The following is a 17,117-nucleotide window of genomic DNA, read 5'->3' on the forward strand; positions in this document are numbered from 1 at the left end:
TCGGGGTCACCGCGAGCGCAGTTATGCGCACGGAAAGTACTCAAGGGGCTTGCGGATTGCGTACATTCGTCGGATAGTGCGGGCGCCGTGCCCGTGCCCGACGGTTCGTGGAGGCGATGACGGGTGCCGGTAGCGCAGCCGGTCGGTGTCCTCTTGCGAGACGCCCGCGCACGGCGTGGCTGGAGCCAGCTCCGCCTGGTCAGCGAGCTACGGCGGACTGCGGCGCGACACGGCCAAGCTCTGCCGACCGACGCGAGCGTCAAGCGCCGGCTGGCGAGTTGGGAGAACGGGCACAGCACGCCGGACGAGTTTTACGGCCCCATCCTGTGCGAAGCGTTCGGCCTCTCGGCCGCCGAGCTGGGGCTGAACCACCTCTCTGGCCACGACTTCGCCCTGCTGGACGCCGACTACCCCGCCAGCCCGGACGCGGCGATCAGGACCGTCGACCGGCTGTGGCGTGCCGACCTGAACGGATACGAGCCGCTGCTCCGGGCCGAACCGTCCGAACCGGCTTGGAACGAAGCCTCCCTTCGCTGGCTGGTGGCTCCCGAAGCGTCCTTCCCCGAGCCGAGACACGGACAGAGTCCGAGAGTCGGGCTCACGGATGTGGCCGTGGTGAAGGCGACGAGCGACATGTTCGCCCGACTCGACGACCAGTTCGGCGGAGACCACGCACGGCAGTCGGTTGTTCAGTACCTCAGCCGGGATGTCGCACCGTTGCTCACCGGCCGCTACACCGAGGCGGTGGGAGGTGCATTGTTCGCGACGGTCGCCGAAGCCACCTTGCTCGCCGGATGGATGTCCTACGACGCCGGTCACCACGGGCTCGCCCAGCGCTATTTCCTCCAGGCCCTAAGACTTGCTCAGGACGGCGACGACCGGCGCCTCGCAGGCAGCATCCTGTCCGCCATGAGCCACCAGGCCACCTTCCTCGGCCGGTACACCCACGGCGCGACCCTGGCCCGCGCCGCGCTGATGGGAATCTCCGGAGTGGCCACACCGACGCTGCGCGCGCAGTTCCACGCCATGGAAGCCCGCGCCCTGGCCCGTACCGGAGACCGCCGAGCAACCGAGACGGCACTCAGCGAGGCCGCCAAGTCTCTGGACAGTGCCGACGAAGACGACGAACCCGGGTGGATCACCTACTTCGACGCCGCGGAACTGGCGGCAGAGACGGCGCACTGCTTCCGCGATGTCCACCGAGCACGCGAAGCCGTGGCCCACGCGGAGAACGCCATGAGCGGCAGCCACGTCCGCAGCGACTTCTTCGCCACCATGGTCCTCGCGGACGCGCATCTACACGCCGGCGATACCGAGGAGGCATGCCGGGTGACTCTCGACGCCCTGGACCTGGGCGAACAGCTGAAGTCGGCCCGGTGCGTCGCGTACCTCGCGGAGTTCCGCCGACACCTCGAAGGCATCGGTTCATCGTCTGCCTCTCGGGACTTCTTCGAGCAGGCTGCCGACACCCGTTTGTGGGCAGGTACCGAAGAGAATCATTCCGTCTAGAACCGTCACCAATCACACCGGCTCCACCGGAGAGGCGTTGCATGGAATTAGGTGGCGTGGCCGACACTGCCGTGTTGGTCGCAGCGTTGACGGGCGGAACTGCGGTGCTGGCTAGTTGGGTGACGAGCCGGGGGAACGCCAAGGCGGCCAAAGTCCAGGCAGAGACCGCAGTGCAGGTGCAACAGCGGGTCCAGGTTCGCGAGATACGGCGCACGGCCTATCTCGCGCTCATCGAGCAGGCTCATGCCATGGGCGAGACCTACTGGCGGGTCGGCGATGCTTACATGCAGGTGGACGACGAAGAGGCTCTGCGAGCCCGTGTCGAACAGATTCGTGTCGATCTCAGAGACGGTTTCGCTCCGTTGATGCGCTGCGTACGCGTCATCGTCCTGGAAGGACCGCAGGAGGTGGGCGAGAGCGCCGAAGCGCTCTTGAAAGCTGCGTCTACGTGCAACAGTTCCTTATGGCCGGTCTCTCGGGGCGAACCGGATGCGCGGCAGCTCTACGACGAAGCGCATCAGGTCTTTCGCACCCGGCTGGATGCCTTCATCGGTGCGGCACACGCCGCCATGAACAGGGAGTGAGAAGAGAGAAACGCCTCTCAGTCTCAGAACGCGTTCCACTCCCGCCGACTGCCGTCCGTACGCAGTGTCTCCAGCCTCCGTGCGAACTCCGCCATCGACTTCTCGCTACCACGGACCTGCCGCCCCAGCCACAAGACCATCATCAACTCGCGCATATCCGCCATGACCGAGTAGCCGGGCCAGTTCATAATGTCGAAGCCGTAGTGGTGGACGAAGCTCTCGTACTGCTCCCACGTATGCCAGCCGAACCGGTCGTAGTAGATCGCCGTCAGGATCAGGTCCCATTCCCGTGGGGCGAGGGTGAAGCCGTCAAGGTCGATCAGGATCGCGTGGCCGTCGCGGTGCCGTAGGACGTTGCCGACGTTCGCATCGCCGTGGATCATTCCAAAGGGCAGAACGAAGTCCAGCTGCTTGTACTCCTTGGCCAGGTGCACCACATGCTGTTGCAGAAACTCCGCGTCCTCTGCCTCCACGCCGCGCAGCGTGCCCAGCGATGACCGCAGCTTGCCCACCGGATCGAAGAACGTCAGGTGTAGCGACTCCGGTTCCTCCAGCCGGTGCAGGCGTTTCAGCAGGTCGGCCAACTCGGTGACCGTCGCGTACTCCTCCCGCTCCTGCGCGCTCTCCCAGAACGTCACCACCCGGCCGCCGACGGTCAGCGGCTGCTCAATGCCAGGCAGTACCCGAGTAGCGGGGAAGTCCTGCTCCTCCAGCCAGCGGGCCACTGCGATGGCACGTTCCATCTCCCCCGCCGCGTCGACATCCCGGGCGACGCGGACGACAACCGGAGCGGACGGCAACCGGTACACCGCGTTCGAGCCCAGCCGCAGCAGCTCCGCCCCGGACGCGTCGACACCGGCGGCGCCAGACGCCTCACGCAGTGCTGCACCAGCCGTCTCCGCCGTGAACTCCCGCCGCCCTGCCGCCTCGTCACCCGCCTCCGAGATCATGCGAACGACGGTACTCCCCGCTCCAGATGGCACACCAGAACGAGCGGCCGGAGGACCGCACATACAGCTCGTCCGACGATTGGGGACAGAACGCGCCGCCCGCCCCGTCAACCCCCCAGCCCCGCCCTCCGCAGTGCGTCCGCCATCGCGCTGTTCGTCGGTGCCGGTTTCGGCGGCTGAGTGGGGGGCTGGCGCTTCGTGCCGCCTGAGCCGCGCTGCTTGCCGCCGCCCCCGCCACCGCCCCGCTGCTTCGGCGCGCGCTCCCCGCCCGCCGGCTCCGCCTCGTCGTCCAGACGCAGCGTCAGCGAGATCCGCTTCCGGGGGATGTCGACCTCCCGCACCTTCACCCTCACCACGTCGCCCGGCTTCACCACGTCGCGCGGGTCCTTCACGAATGTCTTCGACATCGCCGACACATGCACCAGCCCGTCCTGGTGCACCCCGATGTCCACGAACGCCCCGAACGCCGCCACGTTCGTGACCACGCCCTCCAGCACCATCCCGGCGGTGAGGTCGCCGATCTTCTCGACGCCGTCCTTGAACGTCGCCGTCTTGAACGCCGGCCGCGGGTCCCGGCCCGGCTTCTCCAGCTCGCGCAGGATGTCCGTGACCGTCGGCAGCCCGAACGCGTCGCTGACGAAGTCCGCGGGCCGCAGCGAGCGCAGCGCCCCCGCGTTGCCCATCAGCGTCGCGACCTCGCTGCCCGTCGTCTTCACCATCGCGCGGACCACCGGATACGCCTCCGGATGGACGGACGACGCGTCCAGCGGATCGTCCCCGTCCCGGATCCGCAGGAAGCCCGCGCACTGCTCGTACGCCTTCGGCCCCAGCCGTGCCACATCCTTCAGCGAGCGCCGCGAGCGGAACGGTCCGTTGGAGTCGCGGTGGGCGACGATGTTCTCCGCGAGACCGGCGCCGATGCCGGAAACCCGTGAAAGCAGCGGCGCGGACGCGGTGTTGACGTCGACACCGACGCCGTTCACACAGTCCTCGACGACCGCGTCGAGCGAGCGGGAGAGCTTCACCTCGGACAGGTCGTGCTGGTACTGGCCGACACCGATCGACTTCGGGTCGATCTTGACCAGCTCGGCGAGCGGGTCCTGCAGCCGCCGCGCGATCGAGACGGCGCCGCGGATCGACACGTCGAGGTCGGGCAGCTCCTGGGAGGCGAACGCGGAGGCGGAGTACACGGAGGCGCCCGCCTCCGAGACCATCACCTTCGTGAGCTTCAACTCCGGGTGTTTCGCGATCAGTTCGCCCGCCAGCTTGTCCGTCTCACGGGACGCCGTCCCGTTGCCGATGGCGATCAGGTCGACGGAGTGCTCGGCGCAGAGCCGCGCCAGCTTCGCCAGGGACTCGTCCCACTTGTTCGCCGGGACATGCGGATAGATCGTGTCGATGCCGACGACCTTGCCCGTCGCGTCGACGACGGCGACCTTGACCCCGGTACGGAACCCCGGGTCCAGCCCGAGCGTGGCACGCGTCCCCGCGGGCGCGGCCAGCAGCAGATCGCGCAGGTTCGACGCGAAGACCCGTACCGCCTCGTCCTCGGCGGCCGTACGCAGCCGAAGGCGCAGGTCGATGCCGAGGTGGACGAGGATCCGGGTGCGCCAGGCCCAACGGACCGTGTCGGCGAGCCACTTGTCGCCGGGCCGGCCGCGGTCCGCGACGCCGAAGCGGCGGGCGACCATGGACTCGTACATGCTGGGGCCCGGCTGCGCGGCGGCGTCGTCCGCCTCCGGCTCCAGGCTGAGGTCGAGGATCTCCTCCTTCTCGCCCCGGAAGAGCGCGAGCATCCGGTGCGAGGGGAGCGCGGTGAAGGCCTCGGCGAAGTCGAAGTAGTCGGCGAACTTGGCGGCCGGACCCTCCGTGGCGTTGCCCTTGCCCTCGCGCACCTTCGCCGTGAGCCGGCCGCGCGTCCACATGCGCTCCCGCAGCTCACCGATGAGGTCGGCGTCCTCGGAGAAGCGCTCGGTGAGGACGGCGCGGGCGCCGTCCAGCGCCGCGGCGGCGTCCGCGACGCCCTTGTCGGCGTCGACGAACGCCGCCGCGGCGGCGAGGGGGTCCACCGACGGATCGGAGAGCAGGCCGTCGGCGAGCGGTTCGAGCCCGGCCTCGCGGGCGATCTGCGCCTTCGTGCGCCGCTTGGGCTTGAACGGCAGATAGATGTCCTCAAGCCGGGACTTGGTGTCGGCGGCCCGGATCTGCGCCTCCAGGGACTCGTCCAGCTTGCCCTGCTCGCGTACGGACTCCAGGATCGCCGTCCGGCGCTCTTCCAGTTCGCGCAGGTAGCGCAACCGCTCTTCGAGCGTGCGCAACTGCGCGTCGTCGAGCATCTCGGTCGCTTCCTTGCGGTAGCGAGCGATGAACGGGACGGTCGACCCGCCGTCCAGCAGCTCGACGGCCGCCTTCACCTGCCGCTCACGTACGCCGAGTTCCTCGGCGATCCTGCCTTCGATGGACGTCGTCACGTTCTCCCCGACCCGGCTCTCGTGCTGGCTGTGCTTGAGCCTGCATTGTGCCGGGTGGCCGGGGGCCGTGTCGCGCGCCCTCTCTCGGAAGAGAGTCGTGGCGGGACGGGACCGGGTCAGGCGCGGCGGGCGCGGCCTCCACCACGGGTCCCGCGTGAAGCGCCGCCGAACAGCTTGGCGACGAGCCGGAACGGCAGGCTGACCACGGTGGCGATGGCGCCACCGACGGCGCGAAGTGCATCTGCGATGGCACGCATGACGTAAAACCTCCTGGTAGATCCGCGGGTCTGCCTTGATGACCCACACCTCTCCGGTTTGCCGCTGAGCGCCTTCGCAAACGTCAGCCCTTCCCGATGAGATCTTCCGGAAATGCACCGGCACCGGCCGCCGCCAGGAGGAACCCGCGCGCCAGCTCCGTCAGACGCTCCACCCCGTCGGCGCCCAGGTGCTCGTAGGGCGCGCTGTCGAGCCGGTCGGTGTGATCCTCCAGCTCGGCGCGGAGCGCGGCGCCCGCCTCGGTCAGTTCGCCCGCCTCGTCCAGCAGTCCGCGCTTGCGCAGCCGGCCGGCCGCGGCGTCCCAGTCCGTACGGTGCCAGCCCCGGGTCCCGAGCACCCAGCGAGGCGACATGCCCTTGCCGGTCGCGGTATGGCTGACGAGCGCCTCGACCGGGTCGAGCCCGGCGGACAGCAGCGCGGTGAGATGGCCGTCGCCGCGGTGTTCGCGCAGCAGCGTCGCCGCGTGCCAGTAGGCGAGGTGCGGCTGTTCGGGGACCGGCAGGTCGGCGTGCGCGGCGTAGAGCGGCCGGGCGTTGCGGGTGCACGCCTCGGTGGCGCGCAGCGCGAGCTCGGCCGCCTCGGCCATCTCGTCGGACGCGACGACCTCCTCACCGAGGACACGCCGCAGGGTGGAGTCGACGGCGCGCAGCCTGGCGTCGAGGACGGTCTCGGGCGTGGCGGCGCGCCAGACGGCGGGGACGTGCTGGGCGACCAGGTCGTAGCTGAAGTTGTAGAAGGCGGCGGCGATCACACCGGGCCCGACCGCGCCCATCGCGGCGCCGCGCCCGGCGAAGTACACGGCTCTCGGGTTGTCGACGCCGGCGCCGGCGAGCTCCTTGCCGAGGTCCGGGGAGAAGTAGACCGTCGAGTGGAGCGGATTGACGGCGTTGTGACAGCGGCGTCCGGCGCGGGGGGCGAGAGTGGTCATGCCGGTACGTTACCGACTGGTCGGTACGCCCGGAACCCCGGGTAGGTGACCACGCGCGTCCCGGCCGGCAGGCCCCGGCCCGCAGGTCTCCTACTCCCGCACCGTCCACCCGAACCGCGGCGCCCGGCGTTCCAGGAACGCCGCCACGCCCTCCGCCCGGTCACCGCTGTCGCGCGCCTGCTCCTCCCAGTACGCGTCCCGGTCCTCACGGCCCGCCGCGTACTCCTTCGCCGCCGCCTGCGTCAGTCGCGAGCGCGCGGCCAGTACCCGGGTGAACTCGGCCACCCGCTTGCCCAGTTCGCCCGGAGCGAGCACCTCGTCCACCAGGCCGACCCGCAGTGCCCGCTCGGTCTCGATCAACTCCCCGGAGAACAGCAGGTACTTGGCGGTCGAGGGACCGACCAGCGAGACCAGCCGGCGGGTCGACGACGACCGGTAGACGACACCGAGCTTCGCGGGCGTGATCCCGAAGCGCGCGCCCTCCTCCGCGAACCGCAGGTCGCACGCGACCGCCAACTGGGCGCCGCCGCCCACGCAGTAGCCCCGTACGGCCGCGAGCGTCGGCTTCGGGAACGCGGCCAGCGCCTCCTCCGCCCGCACGCTGAGGTCCTGTATCGCGTCGCCGGGCTCGCGCAGCGCACCGATGTCGGCGCCCGCGCTGAAGGAGTCGCCGGCGCCGGTCAGCACCAGGGCGTGTACGGCGGGATCCGTCGCCATGTCGGCCAGCAGTCCGGGCAGCGCCCGCCACATGTCCGGGGTCAGCGCGTTGCGCTTGGCGGGATGTGTGATGGTGACGGTGGCGATCCCGTCGGCGACGGCGGCGGTCAGCCGTGGCGGTGCGGGCTCGGTGGGCTCCATGGGCCGGATGCTATCCGGGCATGCCGAACCCGCTGTTCCTGGCCGGCGGGACCCTCCGTCCGGAGGAACCGCGCGGACCGGGCGGATCGGACGGGCGGCCCGCTCGGGCACGCGCTTTTCACAGGAGGACAGGAAAGCGACACGGTCGGTCAGCCGTCCGACGCGATGAAACGCACCCGGCCGCAATGCGTCGATAGGTGCTGACTTCTGTTCAGTTCCCTGGTCCGTCCAGCCTCGTTACCAAGACTCGGGGTCCGATGTACAGCGCGCTCGGAGCGCTGGGGAACCGAGGGTGGGTGCCGCGGTGATGGAGAGCCTCGGGAGTGTTCCGGCGAGACCGATGCCGTACGAGGGGGTCTGGCGTTTCACGGCCCCCGCGGTCGAGCTCTCCGTACCGCACGCCCGGCACGCCGTGCGTGATCTGCTCGTCCGGCAGCGCGCCCCGGCGTCCGACGAGACCGTCCAGGGGCTGCTGCTGATCGTCTCGGAGCTGGTGACCAACGCCGTACGGCACGCGGCCCTGCTCTCGCCCGAGCTCGCGGTGGAGGTCGCCATCGCCGCCGCCTGGATCCGGGTGTCCGTGGAGGACGACCACCCGTACCGGCCCAAGCCGCTGGAACGGGACTACGCGCAGACCGGCGGACGCGGCCTGCTTCTCGTCCGGGAGATCACCCGGGAGGCGGGCGGCACCTGCGACGTCGAGCACACGGCGAGCGGTGGGAAGATCGTCTGGGCGCTGCTCCCGCTGTCGCCCGACACCGTGGTGCTGCCCGCCCAGGAGGTCCTGCCGGTCCACGAGGCCCAGGGGCATCCGGTACCCCCGGCCCCCTGATCCGGAGGGCCCGCGCGGAGGACTACCAGCCCCCGGCGGGCCCCGTGAGTTCCTGGACCGCCGGGCGCGCCGCGTCCAGCACGGTCATGAACCACGCGGAGAACGGCGCCGACCGGTGCCGCTCCGCCAGCTCCGCCGGTGTGACGTACGCCGTGTCGCCGATCTCCGTCGGGTCCGGCCGCAGCGACGCCTGCGCGAGCCCCACGAAGAGGTGGTTGTACTCCTGCTCGACCAGCCCGGACCCCGGGTCCGGGTGGTTGTAGCGGACCGTGCCCGCCTCGGCGAGGAGCGTGGGCGAGATGCCGAGTTCTTCGTACGTGCGCCGGGCGGCGGCGGCGAAGGGCGCTTCACCGGGATACGGGTGTCCGCAGCAGGTGTTCGACCAGACGCCGGGGGAGTGGTACTTGCCGAGCGCGCGGCGCTGGATCAGCAGCCTGCCCTGCTCGTCGAAGAGGAAGACGGAGAACGCCCGGTGCAGCTGACCCGGTGCCTGGTGTGCCGCGAGCTTCTCCGCCGTGCCGATGGTGTTGCCGTCCTCGTCGACCAGCTCCAGCATGATCGCTTCTTGTGCGCCGTTCGGCGAGCTGCTCGTCGCAGTGACAGGTGTGGTCGGCATAGCCATCCTTCGCTTCGGTCCTCGGCCCCCAAGTCTGCCGTACAAGAGCGTCCTGTCCGTACTTCCGCGAAACGGGCATGTCCGCCCCCGGAATGTGCTCCGCGGGGGCGGACATGGGTGTTACGTCCCGGCTTCCGCCGGGGGGAGGGCCGTCACGCCACGGGCAACCCTTCTGTCCCTTCTGTCCCTTGCGTCCTCTGGGCCTCTACGGGCTGCCCGGGGCGCAGGACATAACCGGTGTAGCCGTACTCCGTGCCGTGCTCGCGTCGCATCGCGATCTCCGTACGGGTGAGGGCGAGCGCCCGCGACATGCCGGGCGCCTGCGGGTCCGCCGCGTCGGCCCGCTCGGCGAGGGGGCCGTAGTACTCGTCCCAGTCGCTCTCCGGCTGCGGGTACACCTCCAGCACGGTGTATCCGGCGGCGACGGCCGCGGCCGTGTTCTCCTCGGCCGTACGGAGCGGATACTCCGCGTCCCAGAAGGCACGCGCCTCGGCGCTCGGCTCCGCCGTCGTCCACTCGCACTCGGTGACGACCAGGGCGCCGCCGGGTGCGAGCAGCCGCCGCCAGAGACGCAGCCCCTTGTCGAAGCCGATGGAGTAGATCGAGCTCTCCGCCCAGACCAGGTCGAACGACCCGTCCGGGTAAGGGAGTTCCGCCATGTCGACCGCTTCCGTGCTGATCGACCCGGTGAGCCCGCGGGCGGCGGCGACGTGCCGCAGCTCGTCGAGGAACGGCTCGTGCAGATCGACCGCGGTCACCCGCGCGCCGGCTTCGGCGGCAAGCAGGAGCGACGCCCGGCCGGGGCCGCAGCCCAGGTCGAGCGCGCGCGGACGGGACGCCTGCGGTCCGGTGAAGGACAGCAGCCGCCGGGTGGTGGCGTCGGAGCCGGGGCCCTGCCGCGGCAGCCCGTGGTGCAGGGCGAAGAAGGCGTCGTATACAGCGGTTGAATCGGTCGTGTCGTTGTCGGACAACGTGAGAACCCTTGTGTGAGGGGCTCCGGCCGACGCGGGACCGGTGTGGTGCGGACCGGTCAGCCGGCAGCCCGGAAGATGAGGAAGGACCGTGTGCCGCGCGCGGCGGCCTCCACTGCGACGGTCATCAACCTCAGCTCCTCTCACGACGGGGGAGACGGTGTTGTCCCCGGCCGGGACTCTAACAGCCCGTACCGCCGGTCACGGCACCGCTCAGTGGCAGAGATTCGCCTCGTGCTCCGCGTGCCCCACCGGCTCCAGCTGGAAGGTGCAGTGCTCCACGTCGAAGTGGCTGCCGAGGCAGCCCTGGAGATCGTGCAGCATCTTCTCGTGTCCGACGCTGTCCAGCACGGACTGGCTCACCACCACATGCGCCGAGAGCACCGGCATGCCCGACGTGATCGTCCACGCGTGCAGGTCGTGCACGTCCACCACGCCGGGGAGCGCCACTATGTGCGCCCTGACCTCGCCCATGTCCACGCCCTTGGGCGCCGCCTCCAGCAGCACGTTCAGTGTCTCCCGCAGGAGCTTCACCGTTCTCGGGACGATCATCAGGCCGATCACCAGGGAGGCGATCGGGTCGGCCGCCTGCCAGCCGGTGGTCAGGATGATCGTCGCGGAGATCAGGACCGTGACCGAGCCGAGGGTGTCGGCCAGCACCTCCAGATAGGCGCCGCGCACATTGAGGCTCTCCTTCTGCCCGCGCACCAGCAGGGAGAGCGAGATCAGATTGGCGACCATACCGACGGCCGCGAAGATGATCGCGAGCCCGCCCTTGGTCTCGGCGGGGGTGATGAAGCGTTCGACCGCCTCGAAGAGCAGGAAGCCGCCGACGCCGAGCAGCAGCAGACAGTTGGCGAGCGCGGCCAGGATCTCGGCGCGGGCCAGTCCGAACGTACGGTTTCCCGTCGACGGGCGGTTGGCGAAGTGGATCGCGAGCAGCGCGAGGGCGAGCCCGACGGCGTCCGTCGCCATATGGGCGGCGTCGGCGACCAGGGCCAGGGAGTCGGAGACGATGCCGCCGATGATCTCCATGACCATGACGGAGAGGGTGATCCCCAGCGCGATCCGCAGCCGCCCGGCGTACGCGGCGGTCGCGGTCCCCGGCGGTGGCGCACCGCCGTGTGAGTGCCCGTGATCGTGCCCAGCCCCCATGCGGTTGCCTCCCGGTGTGTTCGAGTCGATGCAGTCAGTGAACTACGGGTGGGGGGTATCTAGCAACACGGGACTGAACACTGTTGTCATTACCCCTGACCTGCGGTAATGCCCGCAGGCCAGCGAAGTGACAAGATCGTTTACGGGTCAGTCCACCGACAGTTCGGGGTGCCGCAGCCGCCAGCCTTCCCACGCCGATTCGACCATTTCACGTACCCCGCGCCGCGCCGTCCAGCCCAGATCCGTGGTGATCGACGCGACCGACGCGACGGCCTTCGCCGCGTCGCCGGGCCGGCGCGGTTCGACGACCGGGGGAGTCCTGAGGCCCGTGACCTCGCCCACCAGATCCGCGAGCTCGCGCACCGACACGCCCTCGCCGCGCCCGATGTTGTACGTCACGTCGCCGGGCGCGTCCTGCGCGGCCAGCCGCCGAGCCACCGCCAGATGGGCGTCGGCGAGATCGGCGACATGGATGTAGTCCCGTACGCAGGTGCCGTCCGGTGTCGGATAGTCCGCGCCGAAGATCCGCACCGGCTCGCCGCGGGTGATCCGGTCGAAGAACATCGGGATGATGTTGAACACCCCGGTGTCCGCCAGCTCGGGGCGCGCCGCCCCCGCCACGTTGAAGTAGCGCAGACACGCGGTGGACAGCGAGTGGGCCCGGCCCGTGGCGCGTACCAGCCACTCGCCCGTGAGCTTCGTCTCGCCGTACGGATTGATCGGCACGGCCGGGGTCTTCTCGGTGATCAGCTCCACGTCGGGCACGCCGTACACCGCGGCCGACGACGAGAACAGGAACCGCTCGACCCCGGCGGCGACCACGGCCTCCAGCAGCACCGTCAGACCGTGCACGTTCTCCCGGTAGTAGGTGAGCGGCCGCTCGACCGATTCCCCGACCTGCTTCTTGGCGGCGAGATGCACCACACCGGTCACCGCGTGGTCGGCCAGCGCCCGGTCGACGGCCTCCCGGTCGAGCAACGAGCCCCGCACCAGGGGGATTTCGGCGGGCAGCCGGTCAACGACGCCGGACGAGACATCGTCGAGAACGACGACCCGCTCACCCGCCTCGGCCATGGATCGCGCCACATGCGCCCCGATGTACCCCGCTCCACCTGTGATCAGCCAAGTCATGCCGTCACCCTAGAGCCTGCCGTTCGTCTGCCGCCGGGTCGCCCCGACCGCCCCGGTAGTCGTACGGTTACCGGACGTTCACCTCGCGGTCGCGGCTTCGACGGTGCAGACCGTGCGGAGTCGGATATGTCTTACGGAGCCCATGCGGGTCTCCGGCGGCCACGGTTTGTGAGGCGGGGCACCGATCGACAATGATGATCTCCCGGCGGGTCGGAATTGGCCCGGCTCATGGCGTCCGGGGCGTGAACGGGCGATGAACGCGGTCTTCCGTTCATCCGATAGCCTCTGCCGACATGCCGCCGACCCGGACCCCGGGCAGAGCCGCCGCACGTCCGCCCTGTCAGTGTCAAGGAGTGAATTCGTCTGTCGACCGCCATCCTCACCGGCACGCCGGTACCCGGATCGTCGCTCGAAGGCGATCTGCGGTCGCTGGGATTCGACGTGCGCACCGCGCCCGACGCGGCCGCGGCCCTGAGCCTGCTCGCCGCGGTGCCCGCCGCTGACCGAGTCGCCCTGGTCGACCAGCGCTTCGTCGGTCATCTCCACACGCTGCGGCTGGCGTTGACCGATCCCCGGTTCCCGGCGGCGGCCGTCACCGGCGCGCTGACGGCGCGGCCCGACGCGCGTGCGGCGCTCGCCGTGGCGCTGACCACCGTGACGAACGGCACGGCCGCCGGCCGTACCGCCGCGACGACGGACGCCCCCGCCGTACGGACCGGTGGCACCGGCGTGGTCACCGAGGCCGACCAGCCCGTCACGCACACCGCGCCCGCGACCGCCGGACTTCCCCTCGCCGACCGGGTCACCGCCGCGCTCGAAGCCGACGGCACCGACGTACGGCACCCCGAACTCGGCTCGCTCGTCGCCGCCGTCCCCGACGAGCCGGCCGCCCGCGAACAGGCGCTCGCCGCTGTCGCGGCCGTCGACGACGAGGCCGTACGGCTGCGCTCCGCCGTGAAGGCCCGCGACGGCTTCTTCACCACCTTCTGCATCAGCCCCTACTCCCGCTACCTCGCCCGGTGGTGCGCCCGGCGCGGTCTGACCCCCAACCAGGTCACCACCGCGTCCCTGTTCACCGCCCTGATCGCGGCGGGCTGCGCGGCCACCGGCACCCGGGGCGGCTATGCCGCCGCCGGACTGCTGCTGCTCTTCTCCTTCGTACTCGACTGCACCGACGGACAGCTCGCCCGCTACTCGCTCCAGTACTCCACGCTGGGCGCCTGGCTGGACGCGACCTTCGACCGGGCCAAGGAGTACGCGTACTACGCGGGTCTCGCACTCGGCGCGGCCCGCGGCGGTGACGACGTATGGGCACTGGCGCTCGCCGCGATGGTCCTCCAGTCCGTCCGCCACTTCGTCGACTTCGCCTTCAACGAGGCCAACGCCGACAGCACGGCCGCGACGGTCAACGGCAAGGCCGTCGTCGGCACCCCCACCACCGCCCTCTCCAGCAGGCTCGACAGTGTCGGCTGGACCGTCTGGGTACGCCGGATGATCGTCCTGCCGATCGGCGAGCGCTGGGCGATGATCGCGGTCCTCACCGCGGTGGCCACCCCCCGGATCGTCTTCTACGCGCTCCTCGTCGGCTGTGCCTTCGCCGCCTGCTACACCACCGCCGGCCGCGTCCTGCGCTCGGTGACCCGCAAGGCCGTCCGGACCGACCGCGCCGCCCAGGCGCTCGCCGACCTCGCCGACACGGGACCGCTCGCCGAGCTGGTCGCCCGCGCGGTGCGGCGCCCGGCCCGCGCACTGCCCGGTGTACTGCCGCTCCTGATCGCCTTCGCGGGCGGCGCCGCCGCCGTCGCGGTGGCCGCCTTCGCCCCGCTCGACAGTCCCGTAGTCGTCCTCGGCGCCCTGGTGTACGTCGTCACCTCGGGGATCGCCGTCGCCCACCGGATGGGCGGCCCGCTCGACTGGCTCGTCCCGCCGGTCTTCAGGGCGACGGAGTACTGCGTCGTCCTGATCCTCGCCGCCCGCGCCGACGCCCCCGGGGCCCTGCCCGCGGCGTTCGGGCTGGTCGCGGCGGTCGCCTACCACCACTACGACACGGTGTACCGCATCCGTGGCGGCGCCGGAGCCCCGCCCCGCGGGCTGGTCCGGTCACTCGGCGGACACGAGGGCCGCACGCTCCTCGTCGCCGTACTCGCCGCCCTCTCCACGGCCGGATCCGACCTGCCGCTGGGACTGACGCTCCTCGCCGTCGTCGTCGCCGTGATCGCGCTCGCCGAGTCCATCCAGTTCTGGGTGTCATCGGGAGCCCCCGCCGTACACGACGAAGGAGAAACCGCATGATCGGCCTTGTTCTGGCAGCGGGTGCCGGAAGGCGTCTGCGCCCCTACACCGACACGCTCCCCAAGGCCCTCGTGCCCGTGGACGGCGACACGACCGTCCTCGACCTGACCCTCGGCAACTTCGCGGAGATCGGGCTCACCGAGGCCGCGATCGTCGTCGGCTACCGCAAGAAGGCCGTGTACGAGCGCAAGGCGGCCCTGGAGGCGAAGTACGGCCTCACCCTCACGCTGGTCGACAACGACAAGGCCGAGGAGTGGAACAACGCCTACTCCCTGTGGTGCGCCCGCGACGTCATCAAACGCGGCGTGATCCTCGCCAACGGCGACACCGTCCACCCCGTCTCCGTCGAGCGCACGCTGCTCGCGGCCCGTGGCGAGGGCCGGAAGATCATCCTCGCCCTCGACGCGGTGAAGCAGCTCGCCGACGAGGAGATGAAGGTCATCACCGAGGCGGACAAGGGCGTACGGCGCATCACGAAGCTGATGGACCCCGCCACCGCCACCGGCGAGTACATCGGCGTCACGCTCATCGAGCCCGAGGCCGCCGACGAACTCGCCGACGCGCTGAAGGCCACCTTCGAGCGCGACCCCGACCTCTACTACGAGGACGGCTACCAGGAACTCGTGGACAGAGGCTTCACCATCGACGTCGCCCCCATCGGCGATGTCCCCTGGGTGGAGATCGACAACCACGACGACCTCGCGAAGGGCCGTGTCATCGCGTGCCAGTACTGACCCGACTCATCCCGTCCCCGGTCGTCGTCGACATCACCAGCGGCGCCATGGACGATCTCGCCGGCCTCCTCGCCGACCAGCGGATCTCCGCGTCCGGCAGGCTCGCCCTCGCCGTCAGCGGCGGCTCCGGCCAGGCGCTGCGCGAGAAGCTGGCGCCCGTGCTGCCCGACGCGGACTGGTTCCTGGTCGCCGACGGCACCATCGACTGCGCGGTGAAGCTCGCCGACGACATAAAGGGCAAGCGTTACGACGCGGTCGTCGGGCTCGGCGGCGGCAAGATCATCGACGTCGCGAAGTACGCGGCGGCCCGCGTGGGCCTGCCGATGGTGGCCGTCGCCACCAACCTCTCGCACGACGGGATCTGTTCGCCGATCTCCACGCTCGACAACGACAACGGCCGTGGCTCGTACGGCGTCCCGACGCCCATCGCGATCGTCGTGGACCTGGACGTCATCCGTGACGCCCCGGCCCGCTTCGTCCGCTCCGGCATCGGCGACGCGCTCTCCAACCTCTCCGCCATCGCCGACTGGGAGCTGTCCCACGAGATCAACGGCGAGCCCGTGGACGGCCTGGCCGCGGCCATGGGCCGTACCGCCGGTGAGGCCGTCCTGCGCCACCCCGGCACCGTCGGCGACGACGATTTCCTGACCGTCCTGGCCGAGGCGCTCGTCCTGACCGGTATCGCCATGTCGATCAGCGGCGACTCCCGCCCGTCGTCCGGCGCCTGCCACGAGATCAGTCACGCCTTCGACCTGCTCTACTCCAAGAGGGCGGCGAGCCACGGCGAGCAGGTCGGCATCGGCGCCGCCTTCGCGATGCATCTGCGCGGCGCCCGTGAGCGGTCCGGGCTCATCGCCGAGGTCCTGCGCAGACATGAGATGCCGGTGCTGCCCGAGCAGATCGGCTTCACCGCCGACGAGTTCGTGCGGGCCGTCGAATACGCACCGCAGACCCGACCGGGCCGCTTCACGATCCTGGAGCACCTCGACCTGTCCACCGACCAGATCAGGGACGCGTACGCCGACTATGCCAAGACCATCAGTAGCTGAACTCCGTCCTGTCGTGCACCCGCCGGGCGTCAAGGACCGGCGGAGCGGCGAGCACTGGGGGGGCCGGCTCTACATGCGCGAGATCTCCCTGCGCGTCGACCGGTACCTGGTGAACACACGGGTCACGCCCAACCAGCTGACCTATGTGATGACCGTCGCCGGTGCCCTGGCCGCCCCCGCCCTCCTGGTGCCGGGGATCGCGGGCGCGGTGCTCGGTGTGCTGATGGTCCAGCTCTATCTGCTGCTCGACTGCGTCGACGGTGAGGTCGCCCGCTGGAAGAAGCAGTACTCGATGACCGGGGTGTATCTGGACCGGGTCGCCGCCTATCTGTGCGACGCCGCCGTCCTGGTCGGCTTCGGGCTGCGCGCCGCCGACCTCTGGGGCCCGGGGCGGATCGACTGGCTGTGGGCCTTCCTCGGCACGCTCGCCGCCCTCGGCGCCATCCTGATCAAGGCCGAGACCGACCTGGTGGGCGTCGCCCGTCACCAGCAGGGCCTCGCCCCGGTCAAGGAGGCGGCCTCCGAGCCGCGCTCGTCCGGCATGGCGCTGGCCCGCAGGGCCGCCGGGGCGCTGAAGTTCCACCGGCTCATCCTCGGCATCGAGGCGTCCCTGCTGATCCTGGTCCTGGCGATCCTGGACTCGGTCAGGGACGATCTGTTCTTCTCCCGCCTCGGCGTCGCCGTGCTGGCCGGCATCGCCCTCGTACAGACACTGCTGCACCTGGTGTCCGTACTCGCCTCCAGCAGGCTGAGGTGAGTGA

Annotated in this window: 15 protein-coding genes and 1 pseudogene; 7 read left to right on the forward strand and 9 right to left on the reverse strand. The window is 70.5% G+C overall.

Features of this window, described 5'->3' with window-relative positions; genetic code table 11:
- Positions 1-153: 153 nt before the first annotated feature.
- Both ACIBBB_RS02715 and ACIBBB_RS02720 read left to right on the forward strand, forming a co-directional pair.
- Positions 154-1,509 carry a hypothetical protein gene (locus tag ACIBBB_RS02715; protein WP_398977961.1) on the forward strand — a complete coding sequence of 452 codons (1,356 nt, stop codon included), beginning with the start codon at positions 154-156 and terminating at the stop codon, positions 1,507-1,509.
- A gap of 56 nt (positions 1,510-1,565) precedes the next feature.
- Entirely contained in the window at positions 1,566-2,093 is a 528-nt protein-coding gene (locus tag ACIBBB_RS02720) for a hypothetical protein (RefSeq protein ID WP_398977964.1), read from the forward strand.
- Between the two features lie 23 nt (positions 2,094-2,116).
- Here the strand turns inward: ACIBBB_RS02720 and ACIBBB_RS02725 are convergent, their stop codons facing one another.
- The 5 genes from ACIBBB_RS02725 to ACIBBB_RS02745 form a co-directional block, all read right to left on the reverse strand.
- Entirely contained in the window at positions 2,117-3,043 is a 927-nt protein-coding gene (locus ACIBBB_RS02725) for a phosphotransferase family protein (RefSeq protein WP_398977966.1), read from the reverse strand.
- A gap of 107 nt (positions 3,044-3,150) precedes the next feature.
- Positions 3,151-5,514, reverse strand: coding sequence for a Tex family protein (locus ACIBBB_RS02730; protein WP_398977968.1), 2,364 nt, complete (start codon positions 5,512-5,514; stop codon positions 3,151-3,153).
- Positions 5,515-5,630: 116 nt separating this feature from the next.
- Complete coding sequence (locus tag ACIBBB_RS02735; protein WP_398977970.1) at positions 5,631-5,771, reverse strand: LPFR motif small protein; 141 nt, start codon at positions 5,769-5,771, stop codon at positions 5,631-5,633.
- 83 nt (positions 5,772-5,854) lie between these two features.
- Positions 5,855-6,718, reverse strand: coding sequence for a hypothetical protein (locus tag ACIBBB_RS02740; protein ID WP_398977972.1), 864 nt, complete (start codon positions 6,716-6,718; stop codon positions 5,855-5,857).
- A 90-nt stretch (positions 6,719-6,808) separates the two neighbouring features.
- Entirely contained in the window at positions 6,809-7,576 is a 768-nt protein-coding gene (locus ACIBBB_RS02745; RefSeq protein ID WP_398977974.1) for an enoyl-CoA hydratase/isomerase family protein, read from the reverse strand.
- A gap of 307 nt (positions 7,577-7,883) precedes the next feature.
- Here ACIBBB_RS02745 and ACIBBB_RS02750 point away from each other — a divergent pair, with 307 nt between their 5' ends.
- Complete coding sequence (locus tag ACIBBB_RS02750) at positions 7,884-8,408, forward strand: ATP-binding protein (RefSeq protein WP_398978791.1); 525 nt, start codon at positions 7,884-7,886, stop codon at positions 8,406-8,408.
- Positions 8,409-8,430: 22 nt separating this feature from the next.
- Here the strand turns inward: ACIBBB_RS02750 and idi are convergent, their stop codons facing one another.
- From idi to galE, 4 genes and pseudogenes are all read right to left on the reverse strand, one after another.
- Complete coding sequence (idi, locus tag ACIBBB_RS02755; protein ID WP_398977976.1) at positions 8,431-9,024, reverse strand: isopentenyl-diphosphate Delta-isomerase; 594 nt, start codon at positions 9,022-9,024, stop codon at positions 8,431-8,433.
- A gap of 209 nt (positions 9,025-9,233) precedes the next feature.
- Positions 9,234-9,995 (reverse strand): annotated as a pseudogene (locus ACIBBB_RS02760) (class I SAM-dependent methyltransferase); the annotation flags it as partial.
- 213 nt (positions 9,996-10,208) lie between these two features.
- Complete coding sequence (locus ACIBBB_RS02765; RefSeq protein WP_398977978.1) at positions 10,209-11,150, reverse strand: cation diffusion facilitator family transporter; 942 nt, start codon at positions 11,148-11,150, stop codon at positions 10,209-10,211.
- A gap of 147 nt (positions 11,151-11,297) precedes the next feature.
- Positions 11,298-12,281: a UDP-glucose 4-epimerase GalE gene (gene galE, locus ACIBBB_RS02770; RefSeq protein WP_398977980.1), complete on the reverse strand. Its 984-nt coding sequence runs from the start codon at positions 12,279-12,281 to the stop codon at positions 11,298-11,300.
- 363 nt (positions 12,282-12,644) lie between these two features.
- On the opposite strand from galE, the gene ACIBBB_RS02775 reads away from it, so the two are divergent.
- The 4 genes from ACIBBB_RS02775 to ACIBBB_RS02790 are packed head-to-tail and all read left to right on the forward strand — an operon-like array spanning position 12,645 to position 17,113.
- A complete protein-coding gene (locus ACIBBB_RS02775) occupies positions 12,645-14,573 on the forward strand; it encodes a DUF5941 domain-containing protein (protein ID WP_398978792.1) in 1,929 nt (642 codons plus the stop codon).
- On the forward strand, positions 14,570-15,307 hold the full coding sequence (locus tag ACIBBB_RS02780) for a sugar phosphate nucleotidyltransferase (RefSeq protein WP_398977982.1): 738 nt from the start codon (positions 14,570-14,572) through the stop codon (positions 15,305-15,307). Before ACIBBB_RS02775 ends, ACIBBB_RS02780 begins: the two co-directional genes overlap by 4 nt.
- A complete protein-coding gene (locus ACIBBB_RS02785; protein WP_398977984.1) occupies positions 15,295-16,356 on the forward strand; it encodes an iron-containing alcohol dehydrogenase family protein in 1,062 nt (353 codons plus the stop codon). The genes ACIBBB_RS02780 and ACIBBB_RS02785 overlap by 13 nt, the downstream gene beginning before the upstream one ends.
- Complete coding sequence (locus ACIBBB_RS02790; RefSeq protein ID WP_398977986.1) at positions 16,334-17,113, forward strand: CDP-alcohol phosphatidyltransferase family protein; 780 nt, start codon at positions 16,334-16,336, stop codon at positions 17,111-17,113. Before ACIBBB_RS02785 ends, ACIBBB_RS02790 begins: the two co-directional genes overlap by 23 nt.
- Positions 17,114-17,117 lie beyond the last annotated feature (4 nt).

It is taken from the genome of Streptomyces sp. NPDC051217 (assembly GCF_044455465.1).
In the GTDB taxonomy this organism is placed as follows: domain Bacteria; phylum Actinomycetota; class Actinomycetes; order Streptomycetales; family Streptomycetaceae; genus Streptomyces.